The sequence below is a fragment of the Sphingomonas naasensis genome, assembly GCF_004792695.1.
GTDB classification, from domain to species: domain Bacteria; phylum Pseudomonadota; class Alphaproteobacteria; order Sphingomonadales; family Sphingomonadaceae; genus Sphingomonas; species Sphingomonas naasensis.
The window spans coordinates 343,231-360,287 of the sequence record NZ_SRXU01000003.1 but is presented as its reverse complement, the minus strand read 5'-3'; the positions used below and the strand labels follow the sequence as shown (position 1 = coordinate 360,287).

Here is a 17,057-nt window from a genome sequence, read left to right as displayed (position 1 = left end):
AGGTGTCTCGGGGACGATGCCGTTTTTGCGTGCCGCGCGGGCCCCGATCAGCAGCAGCGCGCCGAGCGCGGCGACCAGCGCCATCGCCACCGCGACGGCAGCCACGGGGCGCGCGAACAGCGCCGCGGCGATCCCGCCACGGCTCGCATGGACGAGCAGCGCGAGTGCCAGTGCGGCGAGCGCGATCGGGCCGATCGTGCGCCACGGCAGGGCACGCAGCCCCCCGCGCAACTGCGTCCAGCGCTCGGCGACCATGACGATCGTCAGCGCGCCGCCGACGAGCGACATCAGCACGAGCATCCCGACCAGCGGCTGGACCGGCAGCCACAGCGCGAGCGCGCCGAGCAGCTTGACGTCGCCGCCGCCCATCTGGCCGATCGCGAAGGCGCCGACGAAGAAGGCGAAGACCAGCGCGGCGAGGCCGAGCTGGAGCGCGACATCGGGCCAGAACGCGAGTCCGTTGGCCCACCACCAGAGCGGGGCGAGCAGCGCGATCGCGGCGTTCTTCCAGTTGGCGATGTTGCGCGAACGCGCGTCCTCGACCCCGGCCGAGACCAGGAGCAGGCCGAGCGCGCCCAGCAGAAAGGTCAGAAACACATCCCCCATCGCGCCTCAGACCTAGACGGGATGGCTTATCAAAACGTAACCAACGCCCATGGCATCTTCCCCTATAGACCGCCGCGCGATCCCCGCGGGCGGGCGCATCGATCGCTGGCTGGCATCCGACGGCTGGGATCATCGCGTGTTCGACTGGCGCGCGGAGACCGACACGCCGCGCGGCTCGATCCTCTTCGAGGGCGGTCGCGGCGACATTTTCGAGAAATATCTCGAGAGCTTCGCTCATTGGCATGCCGCGGGGTGGAACATCACCTCGTTCGACTGGCGCGGGCAGGGCGGCTCGGGCCGGCTGACCGCGTCGAAGAACTGCGGCCATATCGAGGACTATGCCGATTATATCCGCGATCTGCGCGAATTCTGGGCGGGCTGGACGGCGGCGAACCCGGGCCCGCGCATCGCGATGGGGCATTCAATGGGCGGCCATCTGACGCTGCGCGCGCTCGCCGAGGGCGCGATCGCGCCCGATGCGGCGGTGCTCGTCGCGCCGATGCTCGGGTTCAAGGCGGGGATCTTCGGGCCCTTTGCCGAGCGTGCCGCCAATTTCCTCGGCGGGCTCGGCGATCCCGCGCGTCCGGCGTGGAAGGGCAATGAGAAGCCCTATACCACCGAGACCCGTGCCTCGCTGCTCACCCATGATCCCGATCGCTATGCCGACGAGATTTGCTGGCAGACGCAGAGGCCCGAGCTGCTCACCGGGCCGCCGAGCTGGCGCTGGGTGATCGAGGGCTTCCGCTCGATCCGCGAGCTCGCCGCCGATCCGCGGCTCGCCGAGATCCGCGTGCCGGTGCTGATGCTCGTCGCCGAGCGCGACGGGCTGATCGACGGCAAGGCCGCGCTCGCGCTCGCGCCGCGCCTGCCCGACGTGCGCGTCGTCCGCTTCGGCAAGGAGAGCGCGCACGAGATATTGCGCGAGAGCGACGCCGTGCGCGATCGCGCGCTCGGCGCGATCGACAGTTTTCTCGACGAACGAGCGCCGCGGGCGTGAACCGGTACGACGTCGCGATCGTCGGTGCCGGGATCGCCGGCGCGAGCCTCGCGGCCGAGCTGGCGCCGCACCTGCGGGTGCTCTTGCTCGAGGCCGAGGAGCGTCCCGGCTACCACGCCACCGGCCGCTCGGCAGCGTTCTGGTCGGAAACCTATGGCGGACCGGACATCCAGCCGCTGACCACCGCGTCGGGGCCGCTGCTGCGCGCCGGCGGCTTCCTCGAGCCGCTCGGCTCGCTCCATATCGGCCGTGCGGGCGAACGCGCGCAAATCGACGCCCTGCTCGCGAAATTCGAAGGGACCGGCGTCGCGCTGCGCGCCGTCGATCCGCGCGAGGCGCTGCCCGGCCTGCGCCCCGAATGGACGCTCGGCGTCTATGAGCCGAGCTGCGAATATATCGACGTCGGCGGGCTGCACGCCGCGTGCCTCGCCGCCGCCCGCCGGGCCGGAAGCACGCTCGTCGTCTCCGCGGCGCTCGCGGCGGCGCATCGCGAGGCCGGCCTTTGGCGGCTCGACACCCGGGCGGGCGCGTTCGAGGCCGATATCCTCGTCAATGCCGCCGGCGCCTGGGCCGATCCGGTCGCGGCGCTCGCCGGCGCGGCGCCGCTCGGCATCCAGCCCTATCGCCGCACGATGCTCCAGCTCCGCACCGAGCCTGCGCCGCCGCCGCGCTGCCCGCACGTCGCGCATATCGGCGGCAGCTTCTACTTCAAGCCCGAGGCCGGCGGGCGGCTGTGGCTCAGCCCGCACGACGAGATCGCCAGCCCCCCGTGCGACGCCGCGCCCGAGGAGATCGACGTCGCGATCGCGATCGACCGGTTCGAACAGGCGGTCGACTGGCGCGTCGCCGCGCTCGAGCACAAATGGGCGGGTCTGCGCAGCTTCGCGCCCGATCGACTGCCGGTCTATGGCTTCGATCCGCAGGTCGAGAATTTCTTCTGGTGCGCCGGGCAAGGGGGCTTCGGTATCCAGACCGCGCCGGCGGCCGCGAAGCTGGCGGCGGCGCTGCTGCTGCGCCGATCGCCTGGCGTGGAAGTCGCGCAGATCGACGCAGAACGATATTCCCCGCGACGTTTCTGATCTATGTTTCGCGCCGACAATGACGGACGGAGTGGGCCATGGCGCACAAATTCGTGATCGAGCAAAACAAGGCGGGCGAATATGTCGCCAAATTCAAGCACAACGCCGAGACGATCTTCTGGACCGAAGGCTATGCGTCCAAAGCGTCCGCGAAGAATGCGATCGAATCGATCCTGAAGAACGGTCCTTCAGCGCCCGTTGAGGAGGGCTGACCCGGCAGGGTGGCCCCCACGCCCCGGCATTGCCGTTACGGAAAGCTGCGCCTTCGGTGAAAGTCGAGGATTTCTGCGGGTTTTCGCGGATTTTCCTCGCTGCGAATCGCAGGGAGTGATAGGTTTGCGCGCCATGCAAAGCGCTCCGCTTCCCTATCGATTCCGCATCGACGTTGCCCGTGAGGACATCGACTTCATGGGGCATGTCAACAATGCCAGTTATCTGAAATGGGTGCAGGAAGCCGTGATCAGCCATTGGCGCGGGCTCGCCCCGCCCGAGGCGGTCGCCAAGCACCTCTGGGTCGCGCTCAAGCACGAGATCACCTATCGCCGCCCGGCATTTCTCGACGACGACGTCGTCGCGACGGTGCTGCTCGAAAAGGTGCAGGGCGCGCGCGCCTTTTACGAGACGGTGATCCGGCGCGGCTCCGAGGTGCTCGCCGAGGTCAAGTCGAGCTGGTGCTGCGTCGATGCCGAGACGCTCAAGCCCTCGCGGCTGGCGCGCGACGTCATCGACCATTTCTTCACCAAAACCGACGAGGCCTGATCGGCCCCTCGGGGCTAATCGCCTGAGATGAACTCCCCGAGCGTCGCATAGATCGCGCCCAGATCGTCGTCGTCGATGCAATAAGGCGGCATGACGTAGACCGTCGCTCCGAGCGGGCGGAGGAGCGCGCCGCGCGCCCGGGCAAAGGCCATCAGCCGCGGCGCGACCGAGGCGAGATAACCCGCGGCGCCCCCGGCCAGCTCGAACGCGGCGATCGTCCCCATCCGGCGCGGATTGGCGATATCGACGCTCTGCCCGAGTGCGTCGAGCTGCTGCTGCTGGCGCAGCCCGAGCGCGGCCACGCGCGCGAGCACCGGCTCGTCGCGCCAGATCGCCAGATTGGCGACCGCGGCGGCGCAGGCGATCGGATTGGCGGTGTAGCTCGACGAATGGAAGAACATCCGCGCGCGATCATCGGAGAAATGCGCGTCGAAGATCGGGGCGGTGGCAAGCGTCGCGGCGAGCGGGATCGCGCCGCCGGTCAGCCCCTTCGACAGGCAGAGGATGTCGGGCACGACGCCGGCCTGGTCGCAGGCGAGCAGCGTGCCGGTTCGGCCCCAGGCGGTCATCACTTCGTCGGCGATGAACAACACGCCGTGGCGCGCGCAGATCGCGCGCATCTCGGCGAGCAGCGCCGGCGCGTAGATCAGCATGCCCCCGGCGCCGAGGATCAGCGGCTCGACGATGAAGGCGGCGGGCGCCTCGCGGCAATGCGCCTCGAGCGCATCGAGCGTCGTCTGCTCGCACCCCGCCGCAGGGAAGGGGATGGTCGCGACGTCGAACAGCAGCGGACCATAGGCCTGGTTGAACACCCCGCGCGCGCCGATCGACATCGCGCCGATCGTGTCACCGTGATAGCTGTGCTCCATCACGACGATGCGGTGGCGGGGCGCGTTGCGGTTCGCCCAGAAGCCGAGCGCCATCTTGAGCGCCACCTCGACGCTGGTCGAGCCGCTGTCGGAGAAGAACACATGCGCCAGCGGCGCGGGCATCATCGCCACCAGCCCCGCCGCGAGCGTCTCGGCGGGTTCATGGGTGTAGCCGGCGAAGATGATCTGATCGAGCGTGCCCGCCTGCTCGGCGATCGCGGCCATGATCCGCGGATGGCCATGGCCGTGCGTCGTCACCCACCATGACGAAATGGCGTCGACGATGCGCTGCCCGTCGGCAGTGTGCAGCGCGGCGCCCTCGGCCCGGGTCACCAGCGGGATCGGCTCGCCCAGCCCGTGCTGGGTGAAGGGATGCCAGACCGGCGAGCTCATGCGGTGAAGTCCGCGGGGCGGAAGTTCGCCGCGAACGCTCCGGCGAGCGCCGGCCGGGTCAGCGCGGGAAGGATCGGCAACCGACCGAGCCGCCGGACGTCGCCGATCGCCGCGATCGTCGCCTCGCTGTCTTCGTTGGCGTCGCCGACAAAGGCGATGCCGAGGATCGCGATCCCGCGCGCGCGCAGGGCCTCGATCGAGAGCAGGCTGTGGTTGATCGTGCCGAGCGCGGTGCGCGCGACCAGCACCACCGGCAGGCGCCAGCGCGCGAACATATCGGCGTAGACCAGATCGCGGGCCAGCGGGACGAGCAGGCCGCCCGCACCTTCGATCACCAGCGGCCGATCGCATGCCGGCAGCGCGAGCTGCGCCGGATCGATCGTCACGCCGTCGATCTCGGCCGCGCGGTGCGGCGAGCAGGGGGTGTGCAGGCGATACGCCTCGGGCAGGATGCGTTCGGCCGGCAAGCCGGAGAGCGCCGCGACGCCGGCGCTGTCGCCGCCCGCATCGAGCCCCGCCTGAACCGGCTTCCAGTAGCTGCCGCCGATCGCGGCGACGAGCGCCGCGGCGAACACCGTCTTGCCCACATCGGTGTCGGTGCCGGTGACGACGATCCCACGGGTCATGCCAGCGCTCCTGCCAGCGCGGCGACGTCGTCGAGGCCGATGTTGAGCGTCAGCGAGACGCGCAGCCGGGCGGTGCCGGCGGGGACGGTAGGCGGCCGGATGCCGCGCACGTCGAATCCCGCGGCCCGCAGCGTCGCGGCGCGCGCCATCGTCCGCCCATCGTCTCCGATGATCAGCGGCAGGATCTGCGACCCGGTCGGGGTCACGCCCGTCGGCGCAAGCAGCGTTTGCGCGGCGCCGATCAACGCGTGGAGCCGTTCGCGCCGCTGCGGCTCCTCCACCAGCAGGCGCAGCGCCGCGCGCACCGCGGCGGCGATCAGCGGGGAGGGGGCGGTCGAGAAGATGAAGCCCCGCCCGCGATTGACGAGGAAGTCACGCACCGTCGCCGGCGCGCACAGCAACGCGCCCTCGCAGCCGAGCGCCTTGCCGCAGGTATGCAGCGTGATCAGGTTCTCGCGGCCCTGCAGCGCGTCGGCGAGGCCGCGCCCGTCGGCGCCGAACACACCGGTGGCGTGCGCCTCGTCGACCAGCAGGATCGCCTCGTGCCGATCGGCGAGCGCCGCGAGCGCGTCGAGCGGCGCGCGGTCGCCGTCCATGCTGTACAGGCTCTCGACGGCGATCCAGACCCGGCCGGTGCCGCCTTCACGGCGCCACGCGGCGATGACCGCCTCGAACGCATCGGCCTCGTTGTGCGCGGCCGCGCGATTCTCGGCGCGTCCCAGCCGCAGCCCCTCGTGCGCGCTGGCATGGACCAGCGCATCGTACACGACGAGGTCGCCGCGCTGGGGCAGCGTCGCCAGCAACGCGACGTTGGCGGCATAGCCGCTCGAGAAGAACAATGCCGTCTCGCTTCCGAAGAAGCGGGCCGCTTCCTCCTCGAGTGCCTGATGCTCGGCATGATTGCCGCGCAGCAGGCGCGAGCCGCCCGAGCCGATCGGTACTCCGCGTTCGAGCGCCGCCGCCACTGCCGCCGCGAGCCGCGGCGCGCCGGCCAGCCCGAGATAGTCGTTCGAGGAAAAGTCGCGCCCGCTACGCGGCGTCAGCCGCCGCGAACGATCCATCGCGGCGAGCGAGGCGAGATCGGTTTGCTGGCGTGCGAAATAACCCATGCGCGCCCGTACACAGGCGCCACGCCGTTGGACAAGGCTGCGCGGCGCCGAGCTCGTCGAGCGTTTCCGACGATGCCCGTCGAGCGTCGGCGCTCAGCGCCGGGGACCCGAAAATTGCCCTCGCACCCCTGCATTCCTCCTTCAGGAGGGCAGACGCGCCCCAAAATCCGTCTCTGGAGCGGCCAGGCTGGCCCCCGAAACCGCCGTTCCTTCCTTTTCAGGGCTGCGCGGCTGGCTGGGGACAAGCCTGATCTTCGGCTTTGCACCCGATCCCCGCATCGACGACGACCAGCCCGTTATTGGCCGGCGCGAGACTTGGCACCTGCGCTCGGTTCTGGACGAAAGAGATCAGATCGGCGGTCGGCTCCGTCGGCAGCGGTTGATCGCTCCCCGTCGGCGCGGTGATGCTGAGCACCCCCGGCGTGAAGCTTATGTCGTAGTTGGCGCCGCCGGTCAGCGTTCCCTGGAGGATGCCATATCGCCCTGGCGCCTCGCCTCTCTCGCGCGCCAGCGCGCCGGTCAATTGATCGCCCGACACGAGATCGCCCTGCGCCAGAACATAGGTGAGGGCGGGGTCGGACTGACGCTGCTCCTTGGAGGCGTCGTTCGCGCGGATCGAAAGCGCGCGACGCGCGATGCTGGCGAAGACGCCCTGGGGCATCTGGATGTCGTAATTGCCCGCATCGGCGCCGGTGAGCGTCAAGCCGGTGACGGACACCGATTTCCCCGTGCCGGCATTTCTGTCCGCGAAATTGAAGACCCCGCCCGCATGGCCGACGGTATCGCCTTCGACGATGCCGGTGACGTGCACGGAGCCGGTCGTCGTGGTGGTGCCGTCGTAGACCTTGTTGTTCGCGGTCGCGCTGACTTGCAGCACCTTCCTCGAGATGTTCGCCAGCGCGGAGAGCGGGATGGTCACCGAATAATTGCCTGCTTCCGAGCCGGCGAGCGCACCGCCGGTGATCGTCACGACCTTCTGGGTTCCGGCTTGCCGGGTGTCGAAGGTGAAGGTCGCGCCCTCGACGAACACCTTGCCCAGGTCCGCCTCGACGACGTTCGACAAATCGAAGCTGCCGCTCGCCTTCGTGGTGCCGTCATATTCCTTGTCGTCGGCCTTTGCGGAAACGCCCAGCGCCTTCCTCGTGATCTCGGCGAGCGCCGTCAGGGGGATGGTGACCGAATAATTGCTCGATTCCGCTCCCGACAGGTGGCCGCCGGTGATCGTCACGACCTTGTCCTTGCCGGCGTTCTTCGTCGCGAAGGTGAAAGCCGCGCCTTCGACGGAGACCTTGCCGGCGTCCACGGCCTCGATGCCGGCGAGCTCGAACCTGCCGTCGGCACGGGTGGTGCCGTCATATTCGCGCGTGCCGACGATCGCCCGGATTCCGAGCACCTTCTGCGCGATTTCACCCCAGGCCTGTGCCGGGATCTCCACCGAATAATTGCTCGCCGCGTCGCCCGCCAGCTGCCCGCCGGTGATCCGTACCACCTTGTTCCCGCCGGCGTCCTTCGTCTCGAAGGCGAAGGTCGCACCGTCGACCGAGACCTTGCCGGCATCGACGTCCTCGACGCCGCTGAGCGAGAAGCTGCCCTGCGCATCGGTCTTGCCGTTATAATCGCGGGTGACGACCGACGCGGAGATGCCCAGCGCCTTTTGGGTGATCTCGCCCTGGGCCATGTCGGGCATCGTCACCGAATAGTTCGCCGCCTCGTCGCCGGCCAGACGGCCGCCGCTGATCGTCACGACCTTGTTCCTGCCTGCGTTCCGGGTGTCGAAGGTGAAGGTCGCGCCGTCGACATGCACCTTGCCGGCATCGACCGCCTCGACGCCGGTCAGCGCCACGCTTCCGGTGGCGCGGGTGGTGCCGTCATAGGCGCGCCGGTCCACCAGCGCGGATGCGCCGAGGGCCTTCCTCGCGATCTCGCCGAACACCGGGCCGGGGATCGAGACCGTGTAGTTGCCGCCGTCCTGGCCGGTGAGCGTCAGCTCGACGAACACCTGCTGCCTGCCGGCGTTCTTGCTCGCGAAGGTGAAGGTGCCGTTGTAGCCGACTGCGTCACCGGCGAGGATGTCGTTCAGCACGACATCCGCTTCGGCCGCGGTTCCGCCGTTATAATCGCGGCCGTGCGGCGTGACCGCGGCAGTGATGGCCTTCGGGTTGATGCTGGCAGTCCCCGCCGCTTCGGCGAATTGAATGTCGTAATTGTCCTTGTCCAGACCGCCGAGGCTCGCCGCCCGCAGATAGACCTTCTTGTCCTTGCCCGCGTTCCGGTCCTCGAACTCCAGCCGGCCGCCGATGACCTGAACGTCGTCATTGTCGACGCGGCCCTCATAGCTGTAGGTGCCGGTCGCGGCGGTGGTCCGGTCATATTCCTTGTCGACGACGCTCGCGCTGACCCGCAACAGGGCCTTGTCGATGAAGCCGGTCGTCTCGAGCGGGATCACCACGCTGTAGTTGCCCGATCCCACACCGGCCAGCGTGCCCCCGCTGATCAGGACCCGCTTCGCGTTCGCCGAGGCATTCTTGTCGGCAAAGCTGAACACCGCGTCGGCGATGCGCAGCGATCCCTCCTCGCCCGGCGCGTAGTTGCCGAGGCTGAACGAGCCCTGGGCGGTGACGCGCCCGTCATAGGTCTTGCGTGCCGCTGCGGCCCCGACGGTGAGCGCGCGGCGGTCGATGAAGCCCGCCAGCGCGCCGGCGTTGTCCAGCACGAGATTGTAGTTGTTCGCGAAATCGCCGGTCAGGGTATAGCTGAGCAGCCGCGCCGCCTTCGCCGAATCCGACGCATTCTTGTCGAGAAAGGCGAAGATGCCGGCCGCGTCTCCGGTCTCGCCGGCCACCTGCCCCGTGAAGCCCGCGATCGTGCCGGTCGCATCGAGGCTGTTGTCGTAGATCTTGCGCAGGATCGACGCAGTGGCATGCAGGTCGCGGCGGTCGATGAAGCCCGTCAGCGCGCCGGCATTGTCGACGATCAGGTTGTAATTGCCGGCATAGCCGGCGCCCAGCAGGGCGCTGAGCATCCGCACCGGCCTGGCATTTCCCGACGCGTTCTTGTCGAGAAAGGCGAATGCGCCCGTCGCGTTGATGCCCTCGTCGCCGGCGGCATAGCCGGTGAAGCCGCCGATCGTGCCGGTCGCGCCGAGCTGGCCGTCGTAGATCTTGCGCAGGATCGACGCGGTGGCGTGGACATCGCGGCGGTTGACGAAGGCAGTGAGCGCCCCGGCATTGTCAACGATCAGATTGTAATTGCCGGCATAGTCGGCGCCCAGCAGCGCGCTGAGCATCTGCACGGCTTTGGCGCTGCCGGATGCGTTCTTGTCGAGGAAGGCGAATACGCCCGTCGCGTTGATTCCCTCGTCGCCCGCGGCGTAGCCCGTGAACCCACCGATCGTTCCGCTCGCGTCGCGCTGGCCGTTATAGGTCTTGTCGGAGACCGAGGCGGAGGCGTGGACGTCGCGCCTGGAGATGTCGGCGAGGCCGGCGGAGGTGGTGAAGGACACCTCGTAATTGGCGCTGTCGGCGCCGCCGAGGACCGCGTCGCGCAGGAACACCCTCTTGTCGGTCCCGACATTCTTGTCCTCGAACTCGAGGCGTCCCTGCGCCACCGTCAGGACATCGCCGCCGACGATGCCATCATAGGTGTAGGTTCCGGTCGCCGCGGCCGTGCCGTCATAGGTCTTGTCGCCGACATTGGCGCTGACGTTGAGCGCCTTTCTGGTGATGAACCCCGTCGTTTGCGCCGGAATGGCGACGGTGTAGTTGCTGCTGCCGGCACCGGTCAGCATGCCGCCGGTGATGTCGACCGCCTTGGCGGTGGCCGAGGCGTTCTTGTCGCGGAACCGGAAGGCGGCGCCGTCGATGCGCACCAGCGCTTCCTCGCCGGCGACGAGGTTGCCGAGCGTCAGCGTGCCGGAAGCGTCGACGCCGCCATTATATTGCCGGGTCGCGACCAGCGCGTTCACCGTCAGTATGCGAGGATCGATCCGGCCGAGAACCGTGCCCTGATTGGCGAAGTCGATGAAATAATTGCCCGAGGCCGATCCCGTCAGCGACCCGCTGGTCAGCCGTACCAGATGGTTGCCGACATCCTTGCCGTCATATTGGAAGACGACATCGCTCATGCCGACGGCGCTCGCATCGACGGCGTAGACGCCGACCATGTTGCGCACGAGGGCATTGGCGAGGAATCCGCCATTATACTGCCGGGGGCCGACGCCGAAATCGAACGTGACGCCCTTTTTGAGGATATTGGCGGCGATGCCGGCCATGCCGGCGGTGTCGATATAATAGTTGCCCGATGCCGCACCGCTGAGCGACCCGCCCGTCATCCTGACCAGATGCGTGCCGGCATTATAGCTTGCGAAGGCGAAGCTCGGGTCGACGAGGCCGACGGTCTCGCTGCCGACCAGGCCGAGAATGGCGAGGATGTCGGCGGTGGCGCCGGGCAGGCTGTCATAGGTCTTGTCGCGCGGCCTGAAATCGACCTTCAGGCCCTTTTTGACGATGAGGGCGTCCACAGCGCCCGTCCCCGCGATGTCCAGCTCATAGTTGGAAATGACGGACGCGTTGCCCGACAAGCCGCCGCCGACGAGGCGCGCGCGACGGTTTCCGGCGTCCTTGCTGTCGAACTCGAAGACCAGATTCTGCCAGCCGACCGCTTCCGATCCCACCACGCCGTTCAGGCTGCGGGCCACGCCCGTCGCGGATACCGTGCCGTCATAGACGCGGTTGTTCGCGTCGAAGGTCAGCGTGAGCTTCTTCCTGAAGATCTCCGCGACAAGGCCGGAGGGCAAGGTCAGATCGTAATTGCCCGACGCGCTGCCCGCCAGCGAGTACAGGGCGTCGACGCCCCGCACGCCGGCATTCTTGTTCTGGAAGCGGAACGATCCTGTCGCGGACACATTTCCGGTGTCCCACGCCTCGACGCCGTTGAGCGTGAAGGTGCCCTGCGCATCGAGCAGCCCGTCATAGACCTTGTTCTGGACGCTCGCCGCGGCGCTCAGCGTCTTCCTGTTCACCGTCAGGATGCCGCTGCCATCGAATTGGAGCGCGTATCCGGTCAGGCTCTGCAGGCTGCCCAGGCCGATTCCGATGCCATAGCCACCGCCGACGACCCTGGCTTGCGCTCCTGCGCCCAGCGAAGAGAGCGACGGCATGCCCGACAGGACGGACGACAGCGTATCGCCCTGATAGGCGCCCGCCACCGACTCCAGCAGGCCGCTGATCGAGTAATGGGTACCGGCCACCGGCGTGCCCAAGGCGAGCGTCTGCCCATAGGTCTTGGACAGGTTGAGGCTGCGGAAGGTGAGCGTCGGCAGATAGTTGAAGACATAGTGCGTGCCGCTGATCGTGCCCGGATCCTTGCTCGCGAGCGCCGCATTCCAGATCGCGGTCGCGCCGCTGTCGAGATTGTTGAAGTTGTTGCCGAGATGGCTGCCCAGATAGACGAGCCAGCGGTCCGTCGCGGCGATCGCGCCGGCGCCGGCCGCGTTGTCGAGCGCGCCCGTCGCCGACAGGATCACTTCGCGGCCGCGCAGCCGGCCGGCGCCGCCGAGGTCGATGTCGCCTGTGGTGACGATGCGCGCCGTGCCCGTGCCGCCGCTGACGTTTCCGCTGACGAGCAGGCCGCCGGCGGTGTCGTTCAGGCTGAAGCCGTTGGCCGAGAAGTCGCCGAGCGTCGCGATCAGGTTCGCGCCGGTGAGCATCGCCGATCCCGTCGCGCTGCCGGTCAGCGTGCCCGTGCCGATCATACCCGTCTGGGTGATGTTGCCCGATGCGTTCAGGAAGACCGACCGGGACGAGCCGGTCGTCACATTGCCATTGAGCGCGATGGCGCCGCCGCCGGTGGTGGAGAGCGCGATGTCCTCATTGGCCGAACTGATCGGGCCGGCGATCGTCAGGTCGCCGTTTTCCGCACGAACGTTCAGCGTGCCGCCGACGTTGAGGGCGCCGAGCGTGAGCCCGCCCGCAGTATCGACGATCGTGAAGTCGCTGCTCGCCGCCATGCCCACGGGCTGGAAGGCGAAGCCGGTGAAATCCTGCGCGGTGATCGCGTAGTTCCCGGTGACAGTCGCCGCCTGCTTCACGTTCAGCGTGCCGCCGGCCTTCAGGAGCAAGTCGCCGCCGGCGGAAAGCCCGTTGACGGTCAGATTGGCGCCGGCGCCCTGCACCTCGATGCTGAGCGTGCCAGGCGCGGCGAGGTTCGTCGTGAGAAGGTCCAGCCCGCCCGCCGTGTCGACGATCGAGAAATTGTTGCCCCCGTTCGTGAAGATCGGCTCGAGGACCTTGCCGAAGAAGTTCGTGCCGGTGACGCTGTAATTGCCGCCGATCGTCGGGCGGGTGCCGAAGGAAAGAAGGTCCGCGCTCACAGACAAATTGCCGCCGACGGTGAGCGTGGCGGCGCCGATACCGAACGAGTTGTTCGCGCCCTGAACGGTGATATTGAGATTGCCGGTCACGTTGATCGAGGCCGGGAGGGTGAGCCCGCCCGCGGTGTCGATGATGTTGAAGTTGGCCGGGCCCGATCCGGTGAAGATCGGCTTCAGCGTGTTGCCAAATCCTGAGATTTCTCCGCCGCGGAGCGTGTAGTTGTTGCCGCCAACTCGGACCATCCCGTCCACCAGCGACGTCGTGTTGCTGCCGTTATCCGCCGACAGCAGCGAAAGATTGCCGGTCGTCGCGGTGACGTCTTTGACGACACGAATGCCGCCTGTCAGCGACTGGATCGTGATGTCCCCCTGCGCTGTGACGTTTCCGGAGTTGTAGATATCCTTCGCGGCGGTGAAGGTGACATTCCCCGTCAGCGCGGTCAGGTTGTTGAAGCCGATATTGCCCGAGGCGGTTGCTTCCGCGATGACGGTCAAATTCCGGCCGGCGGTGAGCGAGAACGAACCGAAGCTCATCGAAGCGCCGGTGATCGTCACCGAAAGGTCGCGCAGATTGGCCTGCAGGGGGTTGAGCGAATTCTGGAAATACGCACCGGCCCGGACGAGATAGTCCCGCCGGACATCGGCAGCGCTTTCCATGTCGAGGTTGTTGATGCCAAGGTCGATGATGATGTCACGCGCGGTCAGTTGGCCGAGGGGCAGCTGCGACAGCGACGTGATCCTGATGTCGGCGGCGCCGTTCCCGGCGCTGATCGTGTTGAGCTTGGGAGCAGATCCGCCGGAGCCCAAATTGATCTCGACGTCCCCGCCGCTGATGATCGTGCCGTTACGCGTCGAACCGGCCATCGACAGGACATTGGCCGCAGTGATGGCGGCCGGCGAGGCGGCGCCCAGGGTGATCTTGTCCCGCGCGTTCAGATATAGCTGGCGGTGCCCGGATCCACCGGTGTCTCCGCGGCTGGCAATGGGCACATCGGCGACGTTCGAGAGTCCGGTGAGGATGGCGCCGCCCAGCGTGATGCCGCCCTGCGACGCCTTCATCAGGATGTCGTCACCTGCGCTGGCACGCGTCACGTTGATCGCGCCGCTTCGTGCCTCCACATACACGTCATGCGCGCCGGTCAGGGTGCCCGCCGTAACCGAGGCGCCGACAAGGTCGAGGCTCGAGCCCCCGGTCGAGGAGATGTCGGTGACCGAGATCGCGCCGCCCGCCTCGATCCTGGTCCCGCCCGCATCGAAGGGGCCGGCGAGTGAAATCGAGCCCGTCGAGACGAAGTGCCCGGACACCTTCGCCCCAATCGATGTGCCAGCGGTTATCGACCCGGTAAGCCGGAGATCGACGTCCGAGCCATCGGCTGCGGTTTCCACCACCCCGGTGCTGCCACCCGATCCGAGGATGATCGTGCCGCCAACGGTGCTCGCGCGCGTGGCGACGAGGGTGCCGCTGATATCGATCGCCGCGTTGATCACGCCGGCGCGGCTGACCGCGGCAAGATAGATGTCCCCCGCGTCGGTGGTGCCCGCGAGGCTCAGGGGCGTGGCCGCGACGGAACCGCTGGCGGTATCGGGCACCGCGAACTTGACGAGCGAGAGGTCGTTTCCGGCCTCGGGTGCGAACTGCACCGTATATTTGTTGGCGGCGCCGTAGAGCACCTGGGTGCTCGCGATGTCCGAGGAGGTCGGCACCGGCGATTGCGGCGTTCCGGTCAGCGTTCCCTTGCCGATCTGGGAGCCGGCGGCGGTCGTCACTTCGGGTGCGATAAAGGCCAGCGCTCCGCCGTAACCGCGGATCTGCGCGCCGTTCAGCACCTGGACCTTGCTTCCGTCCGCGGCACCCGACATGCCGACCGCGAAGGTGCCGCTGGTGCCGAGAAAGGCCGCGTCGCCACCTTCGATCGTGGTCGCGGTGCTCGCGAGGAGCCCGCCCGTGCTGATCCGCGCATTGGCGCCGAAGATCACGCCGTCGCGCGCGAGGACCCAGATGTTGCCGCCATATTGGCTGCTCGCGGGCGTCCCGACCCGGCCTTCGAGCGTGCCGTCGATGTTCGCCGAGCCTATCTTGACCCGGTTCAGGACGATATCCTTGCCATCCTGGAAATAATAGGTCGCCGTATCGGTGGAGCCGATGTCGAACGTGTTCCAGTCGATGAGGGTTCGCGAGCCGTTCAACGTGATCGCGGTCCTGCCGGGGGTGCCGTTGTTGAAGGTCGGCGCGGTACCGTTCGACTGGGCGCTCGCCCCCGTCATTCCCGAGACCTGGGCATAGGCAGGCGCTGCGGTGAGCATCGCGAGGGCGGTGCCGAGGAGCAGGCGGTTGCGGAGGGACGCGGCGGCGGTGCGAACGATCTGGGCCATGACAGGGTCTCCAGCCTGAGAATCAGAAGCGGGTGGTGAGATTGACGAGGACGCGCGGGTCCGGCTTGCCGAAGCCCCGGAAGGGCTCGGTCAGCGGTACGGCCATGGTGACGTCGAGGGTCGCGCTGCCCAGCACGACGGCGCGGAAGCCGCCGCCGACCGATTTGACCGACGCGCTCTCGCCACCCAGATCGAAATTGTCGACACGCGCCGCGTCGAGGAACGCGAACAGGCTCGCGCTCGCGGTCTTGTTGCCGAACGGACCCATGGTGATTTCGAAAGCACTGGCGACGCCCCGCTCGCCCGAGATGACGCCGGCGTCATAGCCGCGGCCGATGGTGAAGTTGCCGGCGCTGATCTCTTCGTAGCTGACGAGCGGTCCCGTCGCCGTCTGCGCCTCGGTCCGGATGCTGACGGAGACGACGGGGGAGAGCTGCGCCTGCGCGAACAGATTGGCGCGCACGACCCCCGCGCGCGGATCCGCATCGAAGCGCGACAGCTCGATCGCGCCCGGATCGCTCGCGTTCAGGATATCGAGCCCCTTGCGGACTTCGATCGAGCCCGCCGCCGAGATCGGAACCGTTCCGATCGCGTCGCTCACATTGCCCTGCAATCGGGCAAACGCGACGCGGATGCGATCCTCGCTCACGGTGAACTCGCCGAAGCGGGTCTTCTGGTTCGCCATCTCGAGGCCGTTGGCAAGCGTCAGATTCTCGCGACGCTTGCGGACGATCGGATAGGAAAGCTCGGTCGAGGAGACGATCGATTGCGTGTTGAGACCGAGAAAGCCGAGCAGCCCGCCGGGATGCCCTTCCGCATAGGAAAGCGAGGTGCGGGCAACCAATCCCTGGCTGCCGAAACGGCCTTCCTGGGCGAACTGGATCACCCGCTGCTTCTTCAGGTCCCTCGAGGCATAGGCGCTGATCGAGGTGCGATCGCCGAAGGCGGTCAGGCTGTTGACGTCGACCCGGGCGAGCGCGGTCCACGGACCCGAGGTCTCGCTGGCCAGATTGTGGATGTTGAAGGTCGTGTCGAGCAGGTCGCGCGTCACCTCGATCTCCAGCGCCACGGCACCGCGCTGGCCGGTGATCGGTCTTATCGTCGTGGTGATCCGGACGCCCGGTATGTCCGATGCGAGCAACAGATAGCGCTGCACCTTGTCGAGGTCGAAAGGCCCGTCGGAGCGCGCCTTGTTGATGTATTGTTCGATCTTGCGGCGCACGGGGCCAACGTCACCGCTCACCCGCACGTCGGAGAGATGGGCCTCGATCACTTCGATGGTCAGCTTGCCGTCCGTAATCTCCTGCCTCGGTATTTCGACGCGCGCGAGGATGCCCTCGCGGAAGAACAGCGCCGCCGCGCGGTCGCGGATCTCGCAGGCGGCCGACAACGGCACCTCGCTGTTGAGCAGATCCTGATAGGCAGGCGCCAGCTGCCGTGCTGTCAGCGCGGTCGCGCCGAGGAATTCCACGCTGGTGAGCTTGAACCGCTGCTCCATCTCGGCAAAGGCGCAGGGCGCGCGCAGCGGCGAGAACAGCGGGTTGGCGCGGACGCGCGTCGACGTCTCCGTGCGTCGCGCGGGATCGAGCTCTTCGCGCGTGGGCAGGGGATTGCGCGGGAAGTCCTGCGCCAGCGCAGCATCCGCACCGACGCAGCTCCAGAACAACATAGGCGCCAGCAACGCACCTGAACCGAGCGCGCGCGCTTGCTTGCATGAGCCGGCCACCGAAATCCCCCGAATATTCCAAACAATGCGCCGCCGAGCCTGAGTTCCTCGAATCGGCCGCACCGGCCTACGCGCCTCGGGGTCGGTCGCTTCGCGGCTTTCGACCGAAGTGGTTTTCCCATCGACGGAAGCGAATTGCGGAGCGTCCGG

The 17,057-nt window shown here is 67.8% G+C and carries 9 protein-coding genes and 1 pseudogene; 4 read left to right on the top strand and 6 right to left on the bottom strand.

Annotated features, from left to right (window positions below; all coding sequences use genetic code 11):
- Positions 1 to 168: 168 nt before the first annotated feature.
- A pseudogene (locus E5A74_RS21440) lies at positions 169 to 606 on the bottom strand (A24 family peptidase); the annotation flags it as partial.
- Between the two features lie 49 nt (positions 607 to 655).
- On the opposite strand from E5A74_RS21440, the gene E5A74_RS09525 reads away from it, so the two are divergent.
- The 4 genes from E5A74_RS09525 to E5A74_RS09510 all read left to right on the top strand — a co-directional run bounded on the left by E5A74_RS09525 (position 656) and on the right by E5A74_RS09510 (position 3,441).
- Positions 656 to 1,603 (top strand): alpha/beta fold hydrolase, encoded by a 948-nt coding sequence (locus E5A74_RS09525; RefSeq protein WP_135984174.1) that lies wholly within the window; start codon positions 656 to 658, stop codon positions 1,601 to 1,603.
- A complete protein-coding gene (locus E5A74_RS09520; RefSeq protein ID WP_135984172.1) occupies positions 1,600 to 2,682 on the top strand; it encodes an NAD(P)/FAD-dependent oxidoreductase in 1,083 nt (360 codons plus the stop codon). The genes E5A74_RS09525 and E5A74_RS09520 overlap by 4 nt, the downstream gene beginning before the upstream one ends.
- 38 nt (positions 2,683 to 2,720) lie before the next feature.
- Entirely contained in the window at positions 2,721 to 2,894 is a 174-nt protein-coding gene (locus E5A74_RS09515; RefSeq protein ID WP_135984170.1) for a YegP family protein, read from the top strand.
- Positions 2,895 to 3,027: 133 nt separating this feature from the next.
- On the top strand, positions 3,028 to 3,441 hold the full coding sequence (locus E5A74_RS09510) for an acyl-CoA thioesterase (RefSeq protein ID WP_135984168.1): 414 nt from the start codon (positions 3,028 to 3,030) through the stop codon (positions 3,439 to 3,441).
- A 14-nt stretch (positions 3,442 to 3,455) separates the two neighbouring features.
- On the opposite strand, the gene E5A74_RS09505 is transcribed toward E5A74_RS09510, so the two are convergent.
- The 5 genes from E5A74_RS09505 to E5A74_RS09485 form a co-directional block, all read right to left on the bottom strand.
- Positions 3,456 to 4,703 (bottom strand): adenosylmethionine--8-amino-7-oxononanoate transaminase, encoded by a 1,248-nt coding sequence (locus tag E5A74_RS09505; RefSeq protein WP_135984166.1) that lies wholly within the window; start codon positions 4,701 to 4,703, stop codon positions 3,456 to 3,458.
- Positions 4,700 to 5,329 carry a dethiobiotin synthase gene (gene bioD, locus E5A74_RS09500; protein ID WP_135984163.1) on the bottom strand — a complete coding sequence of 210 codons (630 nt, stop codon included), beginning with the start codon at positions 5,327 to 5,329 and terminating at the stop codon, positions 4,700 to 4,702. Before bioD ends, E5A74_RS09505 begins: the two co-directional genes overlap by 4 nt.
- The gene (locus E5A74_RS09495; protein WP_135984161.1) at positions 5,326 to 6,438 is read right to left on the bottom strand and encodes an 8-amino-7-oxononanoate synthase; all 1,113 of its coding nucleotides are present in this window, start codon (positions 6,436 to 6,438) and stop codon (positions 5,326 to 5,328) included. The genes bioD and E5A74_RS09495 overlap by 4 nt, the downstream gene beginning before the upstream one ends.
- 217 nt (positions 6,439 to 6,655) lie before the next feature.
- Complete coding sequence (locus E5A74_RS09490; protein WP_135984159.1) at positions 6,656 to 15,181, bottom strand: YDG domain-containing protein; 8,526 nt, start codon at positions 15,179 to 15,181, stop codon at positions 6,656 to 6,658.
- Positions 15,182 to 15,203: 22 nt separating this feature from the next.
- Positions 15,204 to 16,850, bottom strand: a complete 1,647-nt coding sequence (locus tag E5A74_RS09485; protein WP_166745715.1) for a ShlB/FhaC/HecB family hemolysin secretion/activation protein — start codon at positions 16,848 to 16,850, stop codon at positions 15,204 to 15,206.
- Between the last annotated feature and the right edge of the window lie 207 nt (positions 16,851 to 17,057).